The sequence below is a fragment of the Nitrosomonas ureae genome (genome assembly GCF_900206265.1).
Lineage (GTDB): Bacteria > Pseudomonadota > Gammaproteobacteria > Burkholderiales > Nitrosomonadaceae > Nitrosomonas > Nitrosomonas ureae_C.
This window is the reverse complement of the sequence record NZ_LT907782.1, coordinates 2,456,076-2,477,553: the sequence shown is the minus strand read 5'-3', so window position 1 is coordinate 2,477,553 and position 21,478 is coordinate 2,456,076. Positions and strand designations below refer to the sequence as shown.

General features: G+C 48.0%; 10 protein-coding genes and 1 pseudogene. 3 read left to right on the top strand and 8 right to left on the bottom strand.

What is annotated here, in order from left to right; genetic code table 11:
* Positions 1-301: 301 nt before the first annotated feature.
* The 5 genes and pseudogenes from CPG39_RS11415 to CPG39_RS11395 form a co-directional block, all read right to left on the bottom strand.
* Positions 302-1,423, bottom strand: coding sequence for a deoxyguanosinetriphosphate triphosphohydrolase (locus CPG39_RS11415; RefSeq protein WP_096293612.1), 1,122 nt, complete (start codon positions 1,421-1,423; stop codon positions 302-304).
* Positions 1,416-2,516: a 3-dehydroquinate synthase gene (gene aroB / locus CPG39_RS11410; RefSeq protein WP_231990449.1), complete on the bottom strand. Its 1,101-nt coding sequence runs from the start codon at positions 2,514-2,516 to the stop codon at positions 1,416-1,418. Before aroB ends, CPG39_RS11415 begins: the two co-directional genes overlap by 8 nt.
* A 108-nt stretch (positions 2,517-2,624) precedes the next feature.
* Positions 2,625-3,038: pseudogene (locus tag CPG39_RS14785) on the bottom strand (shikimate kinase); the annotation flags it as partial.
* A 351-nt stretch (positions 3,039-3,389) separates the two neighbouring features.
* Positions 3,390-4,448 carry a TIGR03032 family protein gene (locus CPG39_RS11405; RefSeq protein ID WP_096293609.1) on the bottom strand — a complete coding sequence of 353 codons (1,059 nt, stop codon included), beginning with the start codon at positions 4,446-4,448 and terminating at the stop codon, positions 3,390-3,392.
* 152 nt (positions 4,449-4,600) lie between these two features.
* The gene (locus CPG39_RS11395) at positions 4,601-10,405 is read right to left on the bottom strand and encodes a hypothetical protein (RefSeq protein ID WP_231990293.1); all 5,805 of its coding nucleotides are present in this window, start codon (positions 10,403-10,405) and stop codon (positions 4,601-4,603) included.
* 583 nt (positions 10,406-10,988) lie between these two features.
* On the opposite strand from CPG39_RS11395, the gene CPG39_RS11390 reads away from it, so the two are divergent.
* On the top strand, positions 10,989-11,372 hold the full coding sequence (locus CPG39_RS11390; protein WP_096293607.1) for a hypothetical protein: 384 nt from the start codon (positions 10,989-10,991) through the stop codon (positions 11,370-11,372).
* A 168-nt stretch (positions 11,373-11,540) separates the two neighbouring features.
* On the opposite strand, the gene CPG39_RS11385 is transcribed toward CPG39_RS11390, so the two are convergent.
* From CPG39_RS11385 to CPG39_RS11375, 3 genes are all read right to left on the bottom strand, one after another.
* On the bottom strand, positions 11,541-13,571 hold the full coding sequence (locus CPG39_RS11385; protein ID WP_096293605.1) for an integrin alpha: 2,031 nt from the start codon (positions 13,569-13,571) through the stop codon (positions 11,541-11,543).
* Positions 13,572-14,067: 496 nt separating this feature from the next.
* Positions 14,068-17,226 carry an efflux RND transporter permease subunit gene (locus tag CPG39_RS11380; RefSeq protein ID WP_096293604.1) on the bottom strand — a complete coding sequence of 1,053 codons (3,159 nt, stop codon included), beginning with the start codon at positions 17,224-17,226 and terminating at the stop codon, positions 14,068-14,070.
* Positions 17,227-17,241: 15 nt separating this feature from the next.
* Positions 17,242-18,315, bottom strand: a complete 1,074-nt coding sequence (locus tag CPG39_RS11375) for an efflux RND transporter periplasmic adaptor subunit (RefSeq protein ID WP_231990292.1) — start codon at positions 18,313-18,315, stop codon at positions 17,242-17,244.
* 413 nt (positions 18,316-18,728) lie between these two features.
* Between CPG39_RS11375 and CPG39_RS11365 the strand changes: the two genes are divergently transcribed.
* Together CPG39_RS11365 and CPG39_RS11360 are read left to right on the top strand one after the other, a co-directional pair.
* Positions 18,729-20,438, top strand: a complete 1,710-nt coding sequence (locus CPG39_RS11365; protein ID WP_096293598.1) for a multicopper oxidase domain-containing protein — start codon at positions 18,729-18,731, stop codon at positions 20,436-20,438.
* Positions 20,438-21,451, top strand: coding sequence for a cupredoxin domain-containing protein (locus CPG39_RS11360; RefSeq protein ID WP_096293597.1), 1,014 nt, complete (start codon positions 20,438-20,440; stop codon positions 21,449-21,451). The genes CPG39_RS11365 and CPG39_RS11360 overlap by 1 nt, the downstream gene beginning before the upstream one ends.
* The last annotated feature ends 27 nt before the right edge of the window (positions 21,452-21,478 follow it).

Below are 21,478 nucleotides of genomic sequence, written 5' to 3'. Positions count from 1 at the left end.
CCTAACTCTTATTGTTATTCTAAACAGGCAATTTCCATTAACAGGTGGTTGAAAACGCTTCCATGAGAATCGAAAAAACGCAGCGGACACAAAAAATATAAGCCTGACGAATGAGCATTTTGAGTCTGTTATTAACGCAGTGGCAGCGTTGCGGATAGTTTTTCAACAGCCTGATAAGGATTCACCTTTACCAATCAGTAATATTACCAGTGAACGGCCTTTACGTACATCGCCAAACTGGTATATTCAACCCGGCAATTCGCGTAAAAATTGACTTTCGTATTAATCAATCGATGTAAATCTAGTTTTCGACAATAGCGAATAAACGCTGATATTCTTTGATGGCGTACCGATCCGTCATCCCAGCAATATAATCGGCAATGGCCTGATGGCCCTCCCGATCAAATTTTTTCTGATATTGCGTGGGCAATAATTTTATTTCCGAGCTAAAAACTGAAAATAGTCTCTCGATCGTATGGTGAGCTTTAGCACTCATGCGTACCACGCGAAAATGCCGGTAAAGATTATCGAGTAAAAACTTCTTTAATTCTTGCTGTTGTTTTTTTATTTGCTGGCTAAAACCAATGAGTGGCAGCGCCACATGCACCGCAGTCAAGCTATCAATTTTTGCTGCTTTAATATTACGCCTGCTTTGCTGGATGAGATCAGTCACCAGGGTATTGATCATACCGCGCACAGTTTCATAAACCATGCGACGCTCAGGCAATACCGGATATTTCTCCTTAACTTGTTCCAAATGATGCGAAAAAATTGCCACGTCTTCCAATTGATCCAGTGTGATTAATCCCGAACGCAGTCCATCGTCCACATCATGATTATTGTACGCAATTTCATCGGCAAAATTAGCCAGCTGCGCTTCCAATGAAGGCCTTCTCCGCTGCAAAAAACGCTCGCCCACAGCACCCAGTTTCTGCGCATTTTTCCGAGAAACATGTTTGAGTATGCCTTCACGGGTTTCATAACAAAGATTCAGCCCATCAAAAGCTGCATACCGTTCTTCAAGCACATCAACCACCCGCAAGGATTGCAGATTATGTTCAAAGCCACCATAATCGCGCATGCACTCATTCAACGCATCTTGGCCCGCATGACCAAAAGGCGTATGTCCAAGATCATGCGCCAGTGTAATCGCTTCCACCAAGTCCTCGTTCAGACCCAGATTTCTTGCTATGGAACGCCCTATCTGCGCAACTTCAAGACTATGCGTCAGGCGCGTGCGAAACAAATCCCCTTCATGATTAACAAATACTTGGGTTTTGTATTCCAGTCGACGGAAGGCGGCAGAATGGATGATGCGATCCCGATCGCGCTGAAATTCGCTACGCCCGGTCGGCAATTCCTCAGATACCTCACGTCCTCGGGAATTTTCAGAAGACACAGCATAAACAGCCAGTTCATTCATTTGACATACATGCCAGAATCGTTTCATTTAAAACTGCAGGTGCAATATCGGCCCTCATCACCGCCTCGCCTATCCGATTAAGAACAATAAAGCGTGACTTTCCAGCTTCCACCTTTTTATCCAAAGTCATCAACTGCAAATATTTTTCCACCTGCATTTTAGGGGCGACAACCGGCAATTCAGCCTGTAAAAGAATTCTGCGGATACGCTGAACATCAGCCTCGCTGATCAGCTTCATGCGACGCGACAACTCAGCTGCCATTACCGTTCCTGCCGCCACGGCTTCACCATGCAGCCAAACACCATAACCCATGCCATTTTCAATCGCATGCCCAAAGGTATGACCCAAATTCAGCAACGCTCTGATCCCTTTTTCCTTCTCATCCGCAGCCACTATTTCCGCTTTGTTTTCGCAACTGCGTTGAATGGCTTCATTCAGTATTACCGGGTCGCGCGCAAGCAAGCGATGCATATTTTGTTCCAGCCATTCAAAAAAAGCAGGGTCACGGATCAAACCGTATTTAATGATCTCGGCCAATCCGGCACGCAACTCTCTATCCGGCAAGGTATTCAAGGTTGCACTATCGGTTAACACCATACGCGGCTGATAAAATGCTCCAATCATATTCTTGCCTAATGGATGATTGATTCCGGTTTTTCCACCTACTGAGGAATCCACCTGCGCCAACAATGTTGTCGGTATCTGAATAAAGGGCACACCACGCAGATAGGTTGCTGCTGCAAAACCGGACAGATCGCCAATCACACCTCCACCTAGCGCTAGTATCGCAGTATTGCGCTCACAGTGATTTTCCAGTAACGCATCAAAAATTAAATTTAAAGTTTCCCAGTTTTTGTGGGACTCGCCGTCCGGAAGAATAACTGGAACCGAACTGACGCCCTTTTCTTCCAATGCCACACGCAACTTATCCAGATAAAAGGGCGCTATAGTTGAATTAGTTACGATCGCTACCCGCTTCTGTGGCAAACAAGAAACAATCAAGTCGACTTGTTGCAAAATTCCATAACCAATATGTATCGGATAACTCCGTTTCTCCAATGAAGGGGTAAAATCGACAGCGACGGTCTGCATAGCATTTTCAGGATTTTTCTGCATGATTGTATTGAAATCTGTAGATATTAATTTGTTGATCAGTTTTTGCACTAAGAAACGCACACCTTGCTTTCCGCTATCAATGATGACATGGGCCGTTTCACGATAGAGCGCATCCCGTTGCAGATAGAGCTCATTCAATCGTGCGTATAAGTTTTCGGTCGCCTGCAGCAATGGTCTGTTTTTGTCATGGCGGGTTCGTCGATATAAATCATTAACCGATGCCCGCAGATAGATAACAATTCCACCCTGTCTCAATAATTGGCGGTTTTCTGCATTTAGTACCGCACCTCCACCGGTCGCCAGAATGATATTTTTCTTTTCTACCAATCCTGCCAATACTTCTGATTCACGCTTACGAAAACCGGCCTCTCCCTCGATTTCAAATATCACGGGAATCTTTACACCAGTCCGCCTCTGAATCTCATGGTCGGAATCAACAAAAGCTTTACAGAGAGAATTCGACAATGCTTTACCGATCGTCGTTTTCCCGGCACCCATCATGCCCACTAAAATTATATTGGTATCTCCCAATTTTTTCTGAATGGGTGACAGCATTTTTGTCTTACTCGAATTCATATCTGTAATTGTAGCTGAAAACCCGTCCATTGCACGAGGCAAGCCGTTTGCAAACAGTCCACAAATAGGGTGAATTCAGTATCTTGTGCTTAGGGGCAAGGATTGACATCAGGCGTTATGAATTTGAATCTTCACCAGAACCAGAGAAGAAATCATCTCATCGGTTTAGTAATCTCACCTGCTGAATACAGTTTACGCTCAATCCTGCAATCTGGAAGTCTACCGGATTTAAGCAATCGTAACCAAGGGGTATATAGCCTTGAGTCCGACCTCCTAGGTCTCAATGCTCAATACCCGGCGAATCTCATCCGTCTTGAAACCCAGTGCCATGGGCCGGCGCACGCGGGGCAAAGTAACCACATCATACAACTCCTCAACCACGCCCTCGATACGCAACCAATGAACGATATCCCCGCTGCGTAAATCGATCACCTGAATGCCGCAACGCGCTTCTGCATTACGCGATTTAAGATGATCATCCAACGCCAAGCCGCTAAATGTTTTGTTTTCGCGCGGCTTGGATAAGCCCACCAAAGCAAAATCGCCATGAAAACTCAAACCACGCATATAGCCAGGGCAAAAGCACAACGGCTCAAAGCGCCCGGATGCGAGATCAACATACCCGAAATCCCCTGTACCGGAATTAAGCAACCACAATTTGCCATTATGCCAGCGCGGCGAATGCGGCATCGACAATCCCCCACAAACGACTTCATTGCGCTGCACGTCGATGACAATACCACCACCAGCCCGATGCTCACGCCAGCCATCGGCTACATCGCATTGCCCTACCGCAGTCACATAAGCCGGCTGCCCGTCTCTCAACGCCAGGCCATTCAGATGGCAGCGATCTTCCGCCGCTAATTTGCTGATAAAGAAAGGTTGCCAGATTGGTTTGAAACTGTGCGTTTCGCTCAATGCCGCCAAACAGCCAAATAACGTATTGACAAACACCAGACGGCCATCGCTATCCACCGCCATGTCGTGAATATCCAGGTCGCCCGTAGTATAGCCCATCTGCGGCACATATAACCGGTCAAAACCATCCTGCTGCTGTCCCGCCTCGAATACATTTTCAAAGCGCCAAACCTGATACAAGCTGCTCATGTACAAACCATTCTGCGTCGTGCATAAACCCATGCAGCGATTAAAACTGCGCTCAAATACCGAAAGCCCATTGTCGGGTTTGAGACCGATAAAATACAGCTTACCCACCTGATAGGTAGTGAAAGCGATGGATAGCTTCTGTTCGGCCAGCCAAGACAACATTTGGCGGGAAGTACTCATTTCGAGCACCGGCGCAGGTGCGAGAGTAGTCTCGTTAGTATCCATTCATATCCTGACGTTTAAATTTATAGTTTGAGCACCATCAATCTTAATAAAACCGGGCATTGTGAAAAACCTTTCTAAGGCAGTCAATACAAGACAAAGAACACAATTTACACATCATAAATGAACATTTTGTATCTGTTTCCAACACCCTGTCAAATCACCGGAAAATCTGTCGTCACATCCACTCCGATCAGTAGCACGGCATCACCTTGCGTATATTCGTGGAAATTGCCGTGAACACCCCCATCCGTCCAACCGCTGCTCAGCCCAACTACACTATCTCCGGTGTTGCCTTTGATTTTCAGCGTATTCGTCTCACCCGATAGATCAATGACATCCTGCGCGGTCAAGGTCAGCATGTTGTCACCCGTACCATATAAAGCAATGGTCTCGATGCCATGAATTTTATCGATTACGCCGGGCAGATCCAGATTGAGCCCACTACCAGACAATCCCAGCGTATCGGTACCTGAACCGCCGTCAACAAACAGAAAGTCATCGCCCAATATGCGAATGTAATCGTTACCCGCACCGCCATCGAACGAATCCGCACCACCACGGCCGATCATACGATCGTTGCCGCCGCCTCCTACAAAACTTTCCCCCGCGGAGGTGCCGGTTAAAATATCATCGCCGGATGTGCCGAAAAAATCCACCCCGTCACCGGTAAAATCGCTTCTGCCAAATACGATATAGCTGGAACCGGAAACATCACCGTTCGGGTCGGCTCGATCAACACCGACAATCACATCATCAAAACCGTCTCCGTTGACGTCCCCCGCACCGCTGACGGAAGGAACTCCAGAATAATTATCAGTACCCTTCAGGCGAAAACCGTTAGCACCACCAAGACCCGATAGATTCATCACCGCATCAAAACCGGATGCGCGTCCAAATACTACATAGCCATAATAGGAACCTGAGCCAAGAGCACCAATAATCACATCATCAAAACCGTCTCCATTGACATCCCCTGCACTGCTGACGGAATGACCTGTTGTATAACCACTTCCATCATTCAGACGGAAGCCATTACTGCCGTTAAGGCCGGATAAATCCATCGTGGCATCAAATCCGGACGCCTTGCCAAATACTACGTAGCTGTGGTTGGAGTCGGAGCCCCGAGCATCAATAATCAAGTCATCAAAACCATCCCCGTTGACATCTCCCGCACTGCTCACAGAGTGGCCCGAATAATCACGCTCTGCTTCACCATCCAGACGGAAACCGTTAGTTCCATCAAGACTGGATAAATCCATCACCGCGTCAAAGCCAGATGCGCGCCCAAATACCACGTAGCTAGAACCGGAATCAAGATTATAGTAATTGGACCCAGCACCAGGAGCGCCGACAATCAAGTCATCAAAACCATCCCCGTTAATGTCCCCCGCGCCACTGACGGAATAACCTGAATAATCATATTTCGCCCTCCCATCCAGGCGGAAACCGTTAGTTCCATCCAGATCGGATAAATTCATCGTCGCATCAAAACCGGATACCTTACCAAATACCACGTAGCTGGAGCCAGAAGACTTACCACTCGGGTCAGCAAAAGGAGCACCAATAATCACATCATCAAAACCATCACCATTGATGTCTCCTGCATTGCTAACTGACTCACTTGATGAATTGCCCGCAACCCCATCCAAACGAAAACCATTACTGCCATCCAAGTCGGATAAATCCATCGCCGCGTCAAAGCCCGATGCGCGCCCAAATACCACGTAGCTAGAACCGGATCCATTACCATTCGAGTCCAAAGAACGAGCACCAATAATCACATCATCAAAACCATCCCCGTTAATGTCCCCCGCGCCACTGACGGAATAACCTGAATAATCATATTTCGCCCTCCCATCCAGGCGGAAACCGTTAGTTCCATCCAGATCGGATAAATTCATCGTCGCATCAAAACCGGATACCTTACCAAATACCACGTAGCTGGAGCCAGAAGACTTACCACTCGGGTCAGCAAAAGGAGCACCAATAATCACATCATCAAAACCATCCCCGTTGACATCCCTCGCAATGCTCACAGAGCGACCTGAATAATCATACGCTGCATCACCATCCAGGCGGAAACCGTTGCTGCCGTTGAGGCTGAATAAATTAATAACATTATCTTCCACAAAATCCGTGCTCACGGTCGCATCGATCTGCAACACGGCTTCATGTTGAAAGTGAATGTAAGTGCGAACATTACTCTGGATACCGCCATCCACCCAGCCGCTGCCAAGTCCGGCCACGCTATCTCCGGCATCGCCTTTTATTCTCAGGGTATTGGTCTCATCCGACAGATTCAGCACATCCTGCATCGACAGGATCAGCCTGTGATCTCCACTCCCCGTCATGTCAATGGCTTCAATACCTTTTATTCTATCTCCGACACGGGATAAATTCAGATTAAAACCATTCCCAGCCAATTCCAGAGTATCGAAACCGGTGCTACCATCGGCATGCACAAAGCCCGCATCCGCGATCTGCATGACATCGTCGCCCGCTCCTCCGGCAAACGAGTCGGCGCCGCCTCCGCCGATCATCCGGTCATCGCCGTCAAACGTTACAAAACTTTCCGCAGCGGGAGTTCCGGTGAAGACATCATCCCCAGGCGTGCCCAGGAAATCAGGTCCAGCGGTAAAGTCGCTGCGGCCAAAGATCACAAAGCTGGAGCCTGAATTTTTGCCATTCAAATCGGCACCGGGGGCACCGGCAATCAAATCATCGAAACCATCGCCATTCACATCCCCGGCGCCACTGACCGATGTAACCAGAACACCTTCCTTCGCCACCCCGTCCAAACGGAAGCCTTCATTACCTTCGAGATCGGATAAATCCGTTACCGCATCGAATCCCGAAGCTTTGCCAAACATCACGTAGCTGGGACTGGGGCCACCATTACCATAGCGGTCCTGTTCATCAGGGTCAGCGATAATCAAATCATCGAACCCGTCCCCATTGACATCGCCTGCACCACTGACCGCTACCCCCTGGTAATCACCTTCTTCATTCAGACGAAAACCATTACCGCCATCAAGCTCGGACAGATTCATCTCTGCATCAAAACCTGACGCTTTGCCGAATACTACGTAACTGCCCCCGCGAGCATAGCTATAACCATAATAATAATCACCCACCCGAATTCCTCGGGCGCTAATAATCAAATCATCAAACCCATCCCCGTTGACATCTCCAGCATTGCTGATCGATCCGGCTAAAATATCGGACGTCCCTCCCTTCATGCGAAAACCGTTGCTGCCATCAAGATCGGATAAGTTCATCGCCGCATCAAATCCCGCCGCCTTGCCAAATACCACATAACTGGAACCATATCCACGAGAAGCACCAATAATCACATCACCAAAACCATCACCGTTGACATCCCCCGCAGCGCTGACCGAAGCACCTGACGAGCCTCTAAATAATTCTCCATCCAGACGAAAACCATTACTGCCGTCCAGGGTGGAGAGATTCATCGCCGCATCAAATCCGGATGCCTTACCAAATACCACATAACTGGAACCTTCGTCATCGAAATGGGAATTGTTCGGATCAGCACCAGGAGCACCAATGATTACATCATCAAAACCATCACCATTGACGTCCCCGGCGTTGCTCACAGAGAGCCCCGAATATTCACGCAGTACTTCACCATCCAGGCGAAAACCATTACTGCCATCGAGGCCGGATAGATTCATTACCGCATCGAATCCTGATGCCTTGCCGAATACTACGTAGCTTGAACCGGAAGAGAGATTATTGTTGTCAGCACCAGGTGCTCCAATGATTACATCATCAAAACCATCGCCATTGACGTCCCCCGCACTACTGACTACACCAGAATTGTCATTATTCGCCACCCCACCCAGACGGAAACCATTGCTGCCGTCGAGACCGGATAAGTTCATTGTTGCATCAAATCCGGATGCCTTGCCAAATACCACGTAGCTGGTACCGGAATAATTACCACTCAGGTTAGCAAAAGGAGCACCAATAATTACATCATCAAGACCATCCCCATTGACGTCCCCCGCATTGCTCACAGAGCCGCCTGAAGAATGACCTGCTGCACCATCCAGGCGGAAGCCATTATCCCCATTCAGATCGGATATAACCATATGACCGCCATCCACAAAATCTGTACTTACAGCATCCGCAACCATCAGCACCGCTTCATTCTGGGCCGAAAACATATGAAACTCACCCTTAAAACCGCGATCGACCCAGCCACTGCTTAATCCGGCAACGCGATCACCGGCGTCGCCCTTGACTGTTAGGGTATCGGTGCTGCTCGATAGATCCAGCACATCCGCAGCCGTCAGCGTTAATACGTTATCCCCGGTACCGCTCAAATCGATGGTTTCAATATCGATAACCGTGTGATCTGCAGCCGTCAGATCCAGGTTCATTCCACCGCCATCCAACTCCAGGGTGTCATCTTCCACAAACCCGGAATGATCATTGCCACCGTCAACCAGCAAAAAATCAGGATCGGACACCCGGATGGTGTCGCGGCCTGCTCCTCCAAAAATCGTATCCGCGCCCCCGCCGCTGATCAGCGTGTCTTTGCCTTCGCGTGCATAAAAGATCTCAGCCGCCGTTGTGCCCGTGAGCGTGTCGTCGCCCGAGGTGCCAAGGTATGCTGTCAAACCGGTGAAATCGCTGCTGCCAAATATTACATAGCCGGAACTGGTCGTATAATAGGTCGTATCACCTACCCCTCGGTATATTATGTCTCCACCAGCACTGACCATCAAATCATCAAACCCGTCGCCATTCACGTCTCCCGCACCACTGACCGAACTACCTAAATGACCATTTTCCAGAGCTCCGTTCAAGGACATTAGATTGACCGTAGCATCAAAACCGGATGCCTGGCCAAATACCACGTAGCTGGAACCGGAGCCGCCGGGAGCGCCGATAATCACATCATCAAAACCATCACCGTTGACATCTCCAGCCGTGCTGACCGAGCTGCCAAATCCATCTCGCGGCGCCAGTGCATCCACGCGAAAACCATTCTCACTGAGTTCGAACAGATCCATCTCGGCTTCGAATCCAGATGCGCGCCCAAATACTACGTAACTGTAATTCCCAGCACCAATAATCAAATCATCAAAACCATCCCCGTTCACATCGCCTGCGTCACTGAATCTAAATGAGATATTTTTTAAGTGAAAGCCGTTACTGCCATCAAGACTGGATAATTCCGTCATCGCATCAATGCCCGTTGACTTGCCAAAAACCACATAGCCATCAGATTTACCTAATACTGTATCAAAAAAAACAATCACATCATCAAAACCATCTCCATTGAAATCTCCAGCAGTGCTGACTGTGTTGATTACTAATCGGCCACTGTCTACTCTATGCAAACCAAAGCCGTTGCTACCATCAAGACTGGATAGATCCACCTCAGCATCAAAACCGGAGGCACGCCCAAATACTACGTAGCTGTAATTCCCAGCACCAATAATCACATCATCAAAACCATCCCCATTCACATCTCCAGCGGCGCTGACTTTACTTTTTTCCAAGCGAAAACCATCGCTGCCATCAAGACTGGATAGATCCACCTCAACATCAAAACCGGATGCACGCCCAAATACCACATAGATGTGATTCCCAGCACCAATAATCACATCATCAAAGCCATCCCCGTTCACATCCCCAACGGTGTCGAAACTATATCCTTCATTCAAAAGAAAGCCGTTACTGCCGTCAAGTTCCGACAAATCCATCTCCGCATCAAATCCCGCAACCTTGCCGAACACTACGTAACCGGAACTACTGTAACCCCTGCTGGCATCCCCAGAAATGCTGATTGACACATCATCCAAACCATCACCATTCACATCGCCTGCATTCCTGACCGAACGAAAGGAATATCCTGTCTCTGCATTCAGACGAAAACCATTGCTGCCATCGAGATCAGCCAAATTAAAATTAGCTATTGCCATTATTTTGCCTCCAAAATAAGAAGTGATTTGCAAGCAATCCATTAATTGCTAGGGTATTCACCATCATCTTGATCATAAACTGAGTGATCTGATGATTATGTAGCTTCGCCAGCGGAATATTCCATCGCATACCGCAAACCGTTAATTTAAATTATTTTTATAAGAATATGTTGACGAGATCAGGCACTGTGGCACAAAAATACTTTAATGACAATTCAGATAATTCTGACTGTATATGTAGGTTTTAAAGAAGCTTGAGGAATGCTTGGAAAACAGCGGAAAGTTTGCTGAAATACGCATTCTCTACAGAAGTTGTCGTATCAAGGCAGATCAGATATTGCACACTTATATTTGTAAAGACTGAAAGCAAAGCAATTAAATAAATTTTGATGGATGGGGGGCTGACCTGACTTTAACGCTCTTGTTATAGATACACCCTTCATTTCCATGGATTCTAATGGTTTTCCTTAGAGATCAACAAGGGTTTCCCCAGTATAAGAATCAAGGGTTTCCCGATTTATTTTCGATGCGGGAGTCATTAATATGTACTCAATCGTTGAAATTTATCTCGGAGGCAAAAATCATGAAAACTCAAAAAACTATTACAGCAATATCATTAATCGCTGCTTTATTTTTTGTCGGCCTGCCCTTCAGCTCCGCAAGCGCCGAAGAAATTTTAACCGCTCAAGAACATCTGCAATTGGCAAAACAACATGAAGTGTTATTAAAAGAAGCAGAAGTTAAGCTTGCACAACACCAAGCTGCTTTGGAAGATTATGAATCAAGATCTTTTTACTATGGTCGCAAAGGTCTGGATTTTCAATCTCATGAAAAAGCCAATATTCGTGAATATGAAAAATTAGTAGCTGAGAATAAAGCTCAGGCAGCGATACATTACAAATTAGCTGGTGAAAGCCAGGCACCGCAATTCGTAAGCGGCAATATCGATAACACTCCAGCTAATTAATAAAAAATCTCCTCGTTATAAAAAAGCCACTTGATATCAAGTGGCTTTTTTATTGCCTGAAATAACATCAGGGAAACACCCTAAAGCGCAAGCTGGGGTAAAAAAACAGACCGAAAGATGCGATCTTTCCGGTCTGTTTCTAACAATCGAGTAATTCTGAAAGGCTCGTTAACCAACCGGGAAATCCGTGGTCACATTCACCCCGATCAGCACCACCGCATCGCCCTGTGTATACTCATGGAAGTTACCCCGAATACCACCGTCCACCCAGCCGTTGCTCAGCCCAACCACGCTATCCCCGACATTGCCTTTGATTTTCAGCGTATTCGTCTCACCCGATAGATCGATGACATCCTGTGCCGTCAAGGTCAGCGTATTGTCGCCGACACCGTATAGGGCGATAATCTCGATACCGTGGATGTTATCGATTACGCCTGACAAGTCTAGATTGAAGCCGCTCCCAGCCAGTCCCAGGATATCAGTACCCAACCCACCATCGACAAATTGAAAATTATCGCCCAAGATGCGGATGTAATCGTTGCCTGCACCGCCATCGAACGAATCCGCGCCACCACGGCCGATCATGCGGTCATTGCCGGCGCCTCCCACAAAACTTTCCGCAGCGGAAGTGCCGGTGAAAATATCATTGCCGGGTGTACCGGGAAAATCCACGTCACTACCACCGGTAAAATCGCTGCGGCCAAAGATCACAAAGCTGGCATTAGAATTTTCGCCATTCAAATTAACGCCGGGGGCACCGACAATCAAATCATCGAAACCATCGCCATTCACATCCGCTGCACCGCTCACCGAAGATCCCGATCGATCATTTTCAGTCACGCCATCAATACGAAAACCATTGTCGCCATCAAGATCGGATAAACTCATTGTGGCATCAAAACCCGAGGCCTTACCAAATACTACATAGCTGGAACCGGATCGGTCACCATTCGAATTTGGTGCTCCGGGAGCACCTACAATCAAATCATCGAAACCATCGCCATTCACATCCCCTGCACCGCTCACCGAAGATCCCGATCGATCATTTTCAGTCACGCCATCAATACGAAAACCATTGTCGCCATCAAGATCGGATAAACTCATTGTGGCATCAAATCCCGATGCCTTGCCAAACACTACGTAGCTGGTACCAGAATCATACCCGGCCCGAAATTCTTCAGCAGCACCAATGATCAAATCACCGAATCCGTCGCCATTAATATCGCCCGCGTTACTGACATCAAGCGCTCCCCCATACAAGTTAAAACCCATACCCGTTAACTTGAAACCATCGCTGCCATCAAGATTGAATAAATTTATTGCAGAATCAAAACCGGAGCCTTTGCCGAACACTACGTAACTTACAGTGCCATTTATGGCATCACGATAGGTAGATGGTAATAGAATACCTACAATCAGATCGTCGTAGCCATCACCGTTAATATCGCCTGCACTACTGACTGATGTCGTTTCTGCTATAGTAGCAAGTTGTAAACGAAAACCATTACTTCCGTTTAGGTCCGATAGATTGGATATCGAGTCGAATCCCGGGGCTTTTCCAAACACGACATAATCAACAGTTACCGGAGAAGAATAGTCGTCATTGCCTTGCGATGATGCCCCGATAATCACGTCGTCAAAGCCATCCCCATTGATATCTCCAGCACTACTGACCGGTGCTCCAGATCCCAATTTCATAAGATCTGAAGCTGGGCCATCCAAGCGAAAGCCGTTATTACCGTCAAGACTGGATAAATTCATTGTGGCCTCAAATCCGGTATCTTTACCAAACACCACGTAACTGGATCCTGAGTTACTTCCATTCGAATCAGCTCCAGGTGCTCCAATAATCAAATCATCTAAACCATCACCATTGACATCCCCAGCATTGCAGACACTACCTAACCGATCACCTGCGGCTGACCCTTCCAGGCGGAAGCCATTGCCGCCGTTGAGAGTAGATAAACTCATCGTAGCACTAAAACCTGAAGCCTTACCAAACACTACATAGCTGGCACCGGAATTCTTTCCGTTCGGGCTGGCATCTGGAGCACCGATAATGACATCATCAAATCCATCTCCGTCCACATCACCCGCATTGCTAACTGACGCACCGGATAGTTGATTCGCCGCGACACCATCCAAACGAAAGCCGTTTGTGCCATCGAGGCTGGATAAATTGATAATTGTAGTTGCCATGATCAGCATTCCTGAGCTGGGGAAAAACTTCAAACTATTAAATAAGGTTTCAGCTCGTCAGAAATATCGCTTCCACAGCACCAACTGTTATCTGGAATGATCAGAGCAAAACCAAAGCTACAATCTGTAGCAGACTATATAAATCTACAACATTAGATTCTCCGAAATATCTTAGTCCTTTTCAAAATGAATTTGTATAAATTTAGTTTAAACTGTTTTTTAATAAAAATTTACTAGAAGGGTTTCGCTGCACAATAGCATCGTTTGAAAGCAAATGACAATCGACAATTTTACTGCGTGATAATCCTTATTCTCCGGGAAGCTCTTGCATCGCTGTCATTTCGCGTGCAACGAGAAATTTATCACATTAATTCTTGAAGATTCCTCACTATATTCGGAATGACAAACAGGGATTGTTCAAAGACTTTCTGACAAGTCGTCATCGCTTCTAACACTGCAACGACAACGCAGATAGTTTCTCAACTATTTGAATCCATCAATCCTGAGCATCTCTATCCGACTTATCAGATAGTTGTGATTTGGGCATTATGGCTTGCAGAGTCTCAGGTTGTTTAGGTTCGTGTTTGCGCACAAACCAGGAAAAAAATAATGGCACAAAAATAGTGGCGACGGTAGTCGCCATGATCATGCCGCCAAAAACTCCGGTTCCCATCGATTGGCGCGCGGCCGAGCCAGCGCCGGTGGCGATAACCAGCGGAACCACGCCCAATATAAATGCCATCGAAGTCATTACGATCGGACGAAAACGCAGTTGCGCGGATTGAATCGCCGCCTGGGCAGCATCCACGCCCTGCTTCATTCTCTGGCTGGCAAATTCAACCAGCAGAATCGCATTTTTTGCCGTCAACCCGATCAACGTCACCATGCCGATCTGAAAATAAATATCATTGGGCATACCACGCAGCAGAATTGCGGCTAATGCACCGAGCATCGCAAATGGAATCGCCATAATGACGGCCACGGGCAACGCCCAGGTTTCAAATTGCGCAGCCAAAATCAGGAAAACCATCACGACCGCAAGACTGAAGGCGAAGATCGCCGCCGAGCCCAATCTTTTTTCCTGAAATGCGGCACCGGTCCAGGCAATTTGATAACCTTCCGGCAAGATTGTGGCTGCAATGCTTTCGACCAACGCAATGGCCTCGCCGGAGCTGACACCGCTGGCGCCGCTCCCCATGATTTTCGCCGCCAGCAGGCCATTGAATCGCTCCAGTTGTTCCGCACCCACGATGTGCTTGACTGTGCTCAAGGCTGACAAAGGCACCATCGCACCCGATTGCGCGCGCACGTAGACTTTCCCCAAGTCCTCCGCTTTCATGCGGAACGCGGCCTCAGCCTGTAGCTGTACGCGATACGTCCGTCCAAAGCGATTGAAATCATTAACATAGAATGTTCCCATCGTGCTTTGCAGCGTGTCATAAATATCCGCGATAGCAACCCCTTGCGCGACGGCTTTAGCTTCATCCACTTCGATAAAATACTGCGGTACCGACGAACGCAAAAATGAATTCACTGTCGCCAGCCTGGGTTCTTGCCTCAACGCCTGCATGAATTCATTCACCACCACGGCTAACTGTGCAGTATCGGAACCCGTACGGCTCTGCACAAATAATTCAAACCCGCCGGTACTGCCCAGTCCCCGTATCGCCGGTGGATTAAAGGCAATCGCCAGACCATCCGGTTGCTGAGCACCCACTTGAAATATCTTCTTGACCGTTTCTTCCGCGCTGACCGTACGTTCCGACCAATCTTTCAAACGCAGAAATATGGTCGATACATTCGTTTTGTTCCCGCCGCCAATAAAATCCAGTCCATTCACCGCAAACTGAAAAATCACCGCGGGCTCCTTGCTCATCAGCTCGGCAACAACGGCGTCAGCGGTTTGCACGGTTCTTGCCAGCGTGGCACTATCGGGCAGAATCACCGCTGCAATCACGAAACCTTGATCTTCCGCAGGAACCAAGCTCTCCGGAATATGCTTCACCAGAACCATCAGTCCCACAATCACCAACGCGAAAATCAATACGCATCGGATCGAGTTGCGCAGACTCAGGCCCACCATGCCCACATAAAATCTGCGCACTTGCTCAAAATATGTGTTGAACCAGGTAAAGAAAACCGATTGACGATGCGTGGGCCGGAGTAAAGCCGCGCACAAAGTGGGCGTTAACGTCAAGGCCACAATGCCGGAAATAACGCCCGCCACCGCCACCGTTACAGCAAACTGCCGATACAACTCACCAGCTATGCCTCCTAAAAATGCCACCGGAATAAAAACCGCCACCAGAACCATGGTCATCGCTACCACGGCGCTGGATACCTGTTGCATCGCCTTGATCGCGGCATTCATCGGTGATAATTTTTCTTGCGTCATTAACCGCTCGATATTTTCCAGCACCACAATCGCATCATCGACCACAATGCCGATTGAGAGCACCATGGCAAAAAGCGTCAAAGTATTGATCGAGTACCCCAGCAACCAGAGTCCGGCAAACGTGCCGATCAAAGAGATCGGGATGGCGATAATCGGAATCAGCGTGGCGCGCCAGCTCTGCAGAAACAAATAAACCACCAGAACCACCAGCAACATGGCTTCCCCCAGGGTTTTGATCACTTCCCAAATGGAGGCTTTGACAAACACGCTGATATCATAGGAAACAACGTACTGCACCCCTTCAGGGAAATAATGCTGCAGCTCATTCATCTTGGCTTTAACTGCTGCAGCCGTATCCAGCGCGTTGGCACCGGAGCGCAAAAACACACCGATACCCAAACCCGGCTGTCCATTCAACAAAGTCCGGGTTGAATAGTCTTGCGCACCCAGTTCGATCCGCGCCACATCTTTTAAATACAACACACCGCGCGGCCCATCCGAACGCAAGATGATATTCTCAAATTGTTCGGGTTCTAATAACCGGCCTTTCGCAGTGACGGTATAAACCAATTGCTGATCGGCCAAGGCAGGTTCCTGTCCTATCTTCCCCACCGCGGGTTGCGCATTTTGCGCCCGGATAGCAGCTACAATATCGCTGGTTGTAATGCCCAGTTGCGCCATTCGATCCGGTCTCAACCAAATCCGCATGGAATAATCCTGGGCGCCAAAAATTCTGGCTTCCCCAACACCCGGCGCACGCCTGATGTCATCCAGAATATTGTTGGTAATGAAGTTGCTTAGAAAAAGCCCTGTATGCTGAGGGTCCTGGGAAGTTACCGCGAAAACCAGCAACAGATCATTGGTGCGTTTCTGGATGGTAATTCCGGTACGCCTGACTTCATCAGGTAAACGCGCCAATGCGGTATTCACTTCATTGCTGACATTGAACGTTGCGCGATCGACATCGGTGCCAATTTCAAATGTGACGGTAATCGTCAGGCGCCCGCTCGAATCAGCGCTGGAATTAAAGTACAACAAACCCTCAATGGCACTGAGCTTCTCTTCAATCGGCGCAGCCACTGTTTTGATGACCGTTTCGGCACTGGCACCGGGGAAATTTGCAGTCACAATGACGGTGGGAGGCGTAATCCTCGGGTACTGCTCGATCGGCAATTGCATGGCAGCCGCCAATCCTGCAAGCACAATAATGATCGACAAAACCGATGCAAAGATCGGCCGCTCAATAAAAAATCTAGCCATAGATCGGATTATCCATCATGACGATGGCGCATCCCGTAATTGCGGATCGACCGTTTTACCGGGTGACAATTTGATGAGATTATCCACCACCACCCGATCTCCCGCATGTAATCCATCCAAAATGATCCAATCCTTGCCAATCCAATCTCCGGCGATAACAGCACGCTGAACGACAGCATTATGTTCATCAATGACATAAACGAAGCGCCCTAAATCCGAGCTTAGCACGGCAACCTGGGGAACGACGTATACCGTTCTCGATTCCCCGGCAGTCACCCGCACCCGCACAAATTGCCCGGGCAGTATGCGCTGATCGGCATTGTCAAACGTGGCGCGTAATTGCTGTGTGCCGAGCATAGGATCAATTCTACTGGCGGCAAAATTGATCTTGCCCGTCTGTTGATACTCGGAACCATCCGCAAGAATCATTTGCACACTATGCACATTCTTTTCGTTCAAATGCCCGCCGAACCTGGCAACTTCATTATCAGAGAAACTGAACCGCACCCATATCGGAGACAGCTGCGCCAATGTCGTCAGCAGGCTGCTATTAGCGGACACCAATGCGCCTTCGGAAAATTGTGCACGCCCGGTCATCCCACTGACAGGCGCTTTAACGGTAGTATAGGAAAGATTGAGCTGCGCTTGCCGAACGCGGACTTTTGCAGCTTGCAAGGCAGCTTCTTCTATCGCGAGATCTGCTGTGGTCAATTCATGAGCGCGCTGACTGACAAAATTTTCCGCCAGCAACTGTCTTTGACGATTCTCATCGGTTCTGGCGCGTAATACCCGAACTTCCTGCTCGCGCAGTAAGGCTCCCGCCTCATTCAAAGCATTCTGAAAAGGCTCGGGATCGATTAAAAATAGCGGCTGTCCGGCTACGATCGCCGCACCCTCGTCATACAAACGCTTAAGTAAAATTCCACCGACACGCGGGCGAACTTCGATTTCTTTTGCACCCTCGGTTTGCGCGATTGTTTCAAGGCTCATGGGCATATTTACCGGCTCAGCAACCATAAATGTCACCGCAATGGCTGGATTCGTTCCGGCTGTTGGCTGATCCGGCTCGCTGCCTCCACAACCTGCCAATAGACAACACGCCAATCCATAGTAAAAAGAATTAGCGCATTTCTTTTTAAGAATCGTTAAAAAACAAGGATAATTCAAAAACATTGAAAAAATAGAGATTGCCACTCGATCAATTTGCTCAGTAAGTTATAAATTTAACATCCATCAGATTATGGAAAAACCACAAAAGCATAATAGGGTTCTGTATAATATCTATAATGATAGTTTGACGAACAATGTAGAAGTATTGCATAGATGAAGATAAGATATTCCGCATTATTTTACCTGCCTCCGGATACGCAGTTGAGTATTTGTACCTCTCGATCTGGCTTATTAAATTGATCCTGATCATTAAAACCGGCTCCGATCACTCAATGTGCAAATTCGATCAACTCTATTTTTAATGCTCAATAAAATTTAAAGGTGCGCTATATATGCCTGTCCATATTTTTTTTGCCCTATTGACTTTCTGCATGATGTCGGCAGCAGTGACTGCTCAGGCATCCTTAAAGTTACCTGAAACTATAAAAGTTGACCCTGCGGCATTAACCGCTGAACCCATGTGCGATCCCATCATTTCTGCCGCATGGCGGGAAGCTCAGGAAATTGATGGTGTCAAAATTGAAGCATCTCCAGGTTGCAGCCCGGATAATCCCGCGTGGATCGCAGCGGCGGTCAAAGGAACCAATAATATCTCGATGGATACCCTGATGAAGACGGGACTCTCGCCAGACGCCATCATCAAAACCGACGATCTGGATGGCGATGGTGATCCCGACCGGATTATCATCAAACTGGAAATCATGGAATTAAACGGCAAAACACCCGATTTTCCCGGGGTGCTTCCAACCTTTGATATTGCCCCCGGTATACAGCCCGGCGCATGGGTTTTCGCGCCCAAGATGAGCGGTATGTCGACTGAAAATTTCGAGAGTATCCGTGCGAATCCGCTGTTGAGATTACCTTCACCAGTCATTCGTGTCGAAGTCGGTGACATCGTGCAAATCGTACTGGAGAATACTCATTATTTCCCTCATAGTATTCATCTGCACGGCGTTGATCACCCATTCTCGCACGGCGAACACGGTGGCCAAGACGGTGTACCGCAAACCAGCGAAGTGGAACTGATGCCGGGCGAACGCCGTATTTATCAGTTCCAGGCGCGCCAACCTGGCACCATGTTTTATCACTGTCACGTACAAACCCACACCCACTTGGCCATGGGGCTTGCCGGGATGATTATCGTTGAAGAAAATAGACCGAATAACTGGTTGCAAACGCTGAATATCGGCGCAGGTCATGTGCGCCATCCTTCGGTTGCGGTGCGTGAGCAGTTCGATCAAGAGTACGATCTGCACTATCACGCAATGGATAAGCAATTAGGCGAGATCATCCAGAAACATAACGACCCCAGACTCATTGCGCGTGATATGAACCGGCGTTATGACATTACCGACTCAACCGAAGATTATTTTACTCTGAACGGTCTTTCATTCCCTTATACCCTCAGGGAATCGCTCATCATTGTCGAACCGGATCAAAAAATCAAACTCCGGCTGCTCAATAGCGGTGGCGAGCAGATCGCCGTTCATACACACGGCCATCATGCCACGATCACGCATTATGATGGCGTGGAACACAACCCGATGGCGCAGATCATGCGCGATGTCTTTGATATCGCACCGGCACAGCGACTTGATCTGAAGCTGGAAACTGTCAATGACGGCAAACATAGCTACGGCGAAGGTGACTGGCTGATCCATGACCACCGGGAAAAAGGAATCACCACGGACGGCATGGCCGAGGGCGGCAGTATGAGTTCGATCGTCTACACATCCTATTTAGGTAAAGACGGTATGCCGAAGGTGAGTCATTTTGGTATTGATTTAAACAAGTATTTCACTAAGGAATACTTCGAAAGAAGGCTCCCCATCTGGCAGGATCTGGATGAATGGGCGAGCTTGGGATCTCCGGGTGAACGTACGGGTTTGGATACTGCGACACAAACTTTGCTGCTTAATGCGCTTTACGGCTTACTGGCAGGGTTTTTGATCTATTTGATTTTCGCCCGATGGGGACAAATCAAACAAAGCGCCACAGCAGCAATCGCACGCCTAAAAAGCCCTAAAGGGAGTAACCAATAATGGCTAAGACTACAACAATTATTTTCTTACTTGCCGGTATTCTTGCGTTCAACATACCGGCAACTGCGCAGCAGCAAGATAAATCCAGCGAACAAGAAAAACAAGATCACAGTGGTCACGACATGGATCATGATGCGCATGATCATAGCGAACATAGTATGGATCAGGATAAGCATGATCACAGTGGCCACAGCATCAGCACAAAAACCGGCGCTGCAGTCGATCATGCTGGCGAGCATGGTGCGGATGATACTGATCATGGGCATGATCACGATATGGATCACAGTGCTCACGATACGCATGCTATGGATCATGGCGATATGCATCACCATCATCACATGGATGACGATCACATCATGGATCACGAAGGCACCATGATCATGGGGCAGAACCTGGACAAACTTCCCAGCAGTTGCCAAAGTATTTCGGAAGAAGTTGAAATTACCGTGCGGGCCGGCAGAAAGTATTCTGCGAAATTCCCAGGCACGGCTTTCGCGTTTGATCAGCAACAGTGGCACGTGAAACCCTGCGCGAAAGTTACCTGGCATTTTATTAACGAGGATAGTGTTCGCCATCAATTCATGATGCACGGCTTGCCTAAATATCTTTATAAATATGGTATGTTCCATCTGGAAGTCACTGGCCCTAGAACCGTATCCGGCACGATCATCGTACCGGGCTCCGATGACACTTATCTGGTGCACTGCGATATTTCTCATCACATGGAAAAAGGCATGAAGGCGCAATTAGTGGTGGGGAAAGGCGGAAAAGACATCCCCAGCATTCCAGGTCTAACACCCTATAATGTCAACGATGGCTATGAAGCCGAGGATTTGCCGAAAGTTTCTAATAAGCCTTCCGGCAAAGCTGAAAAGAACTTACTAACACTGGAAATGACCAATTTTTCCGACCCGGATTTGAGAAATTACGGAATAATGCTGATTGGTGCACTGATCGGATTATTTCTCATACCGCTATTTAAGAAAATCCCATTGCGTAAAAAGAACGACTAAGGAGTAATTGTATTACCAGTTTTAATT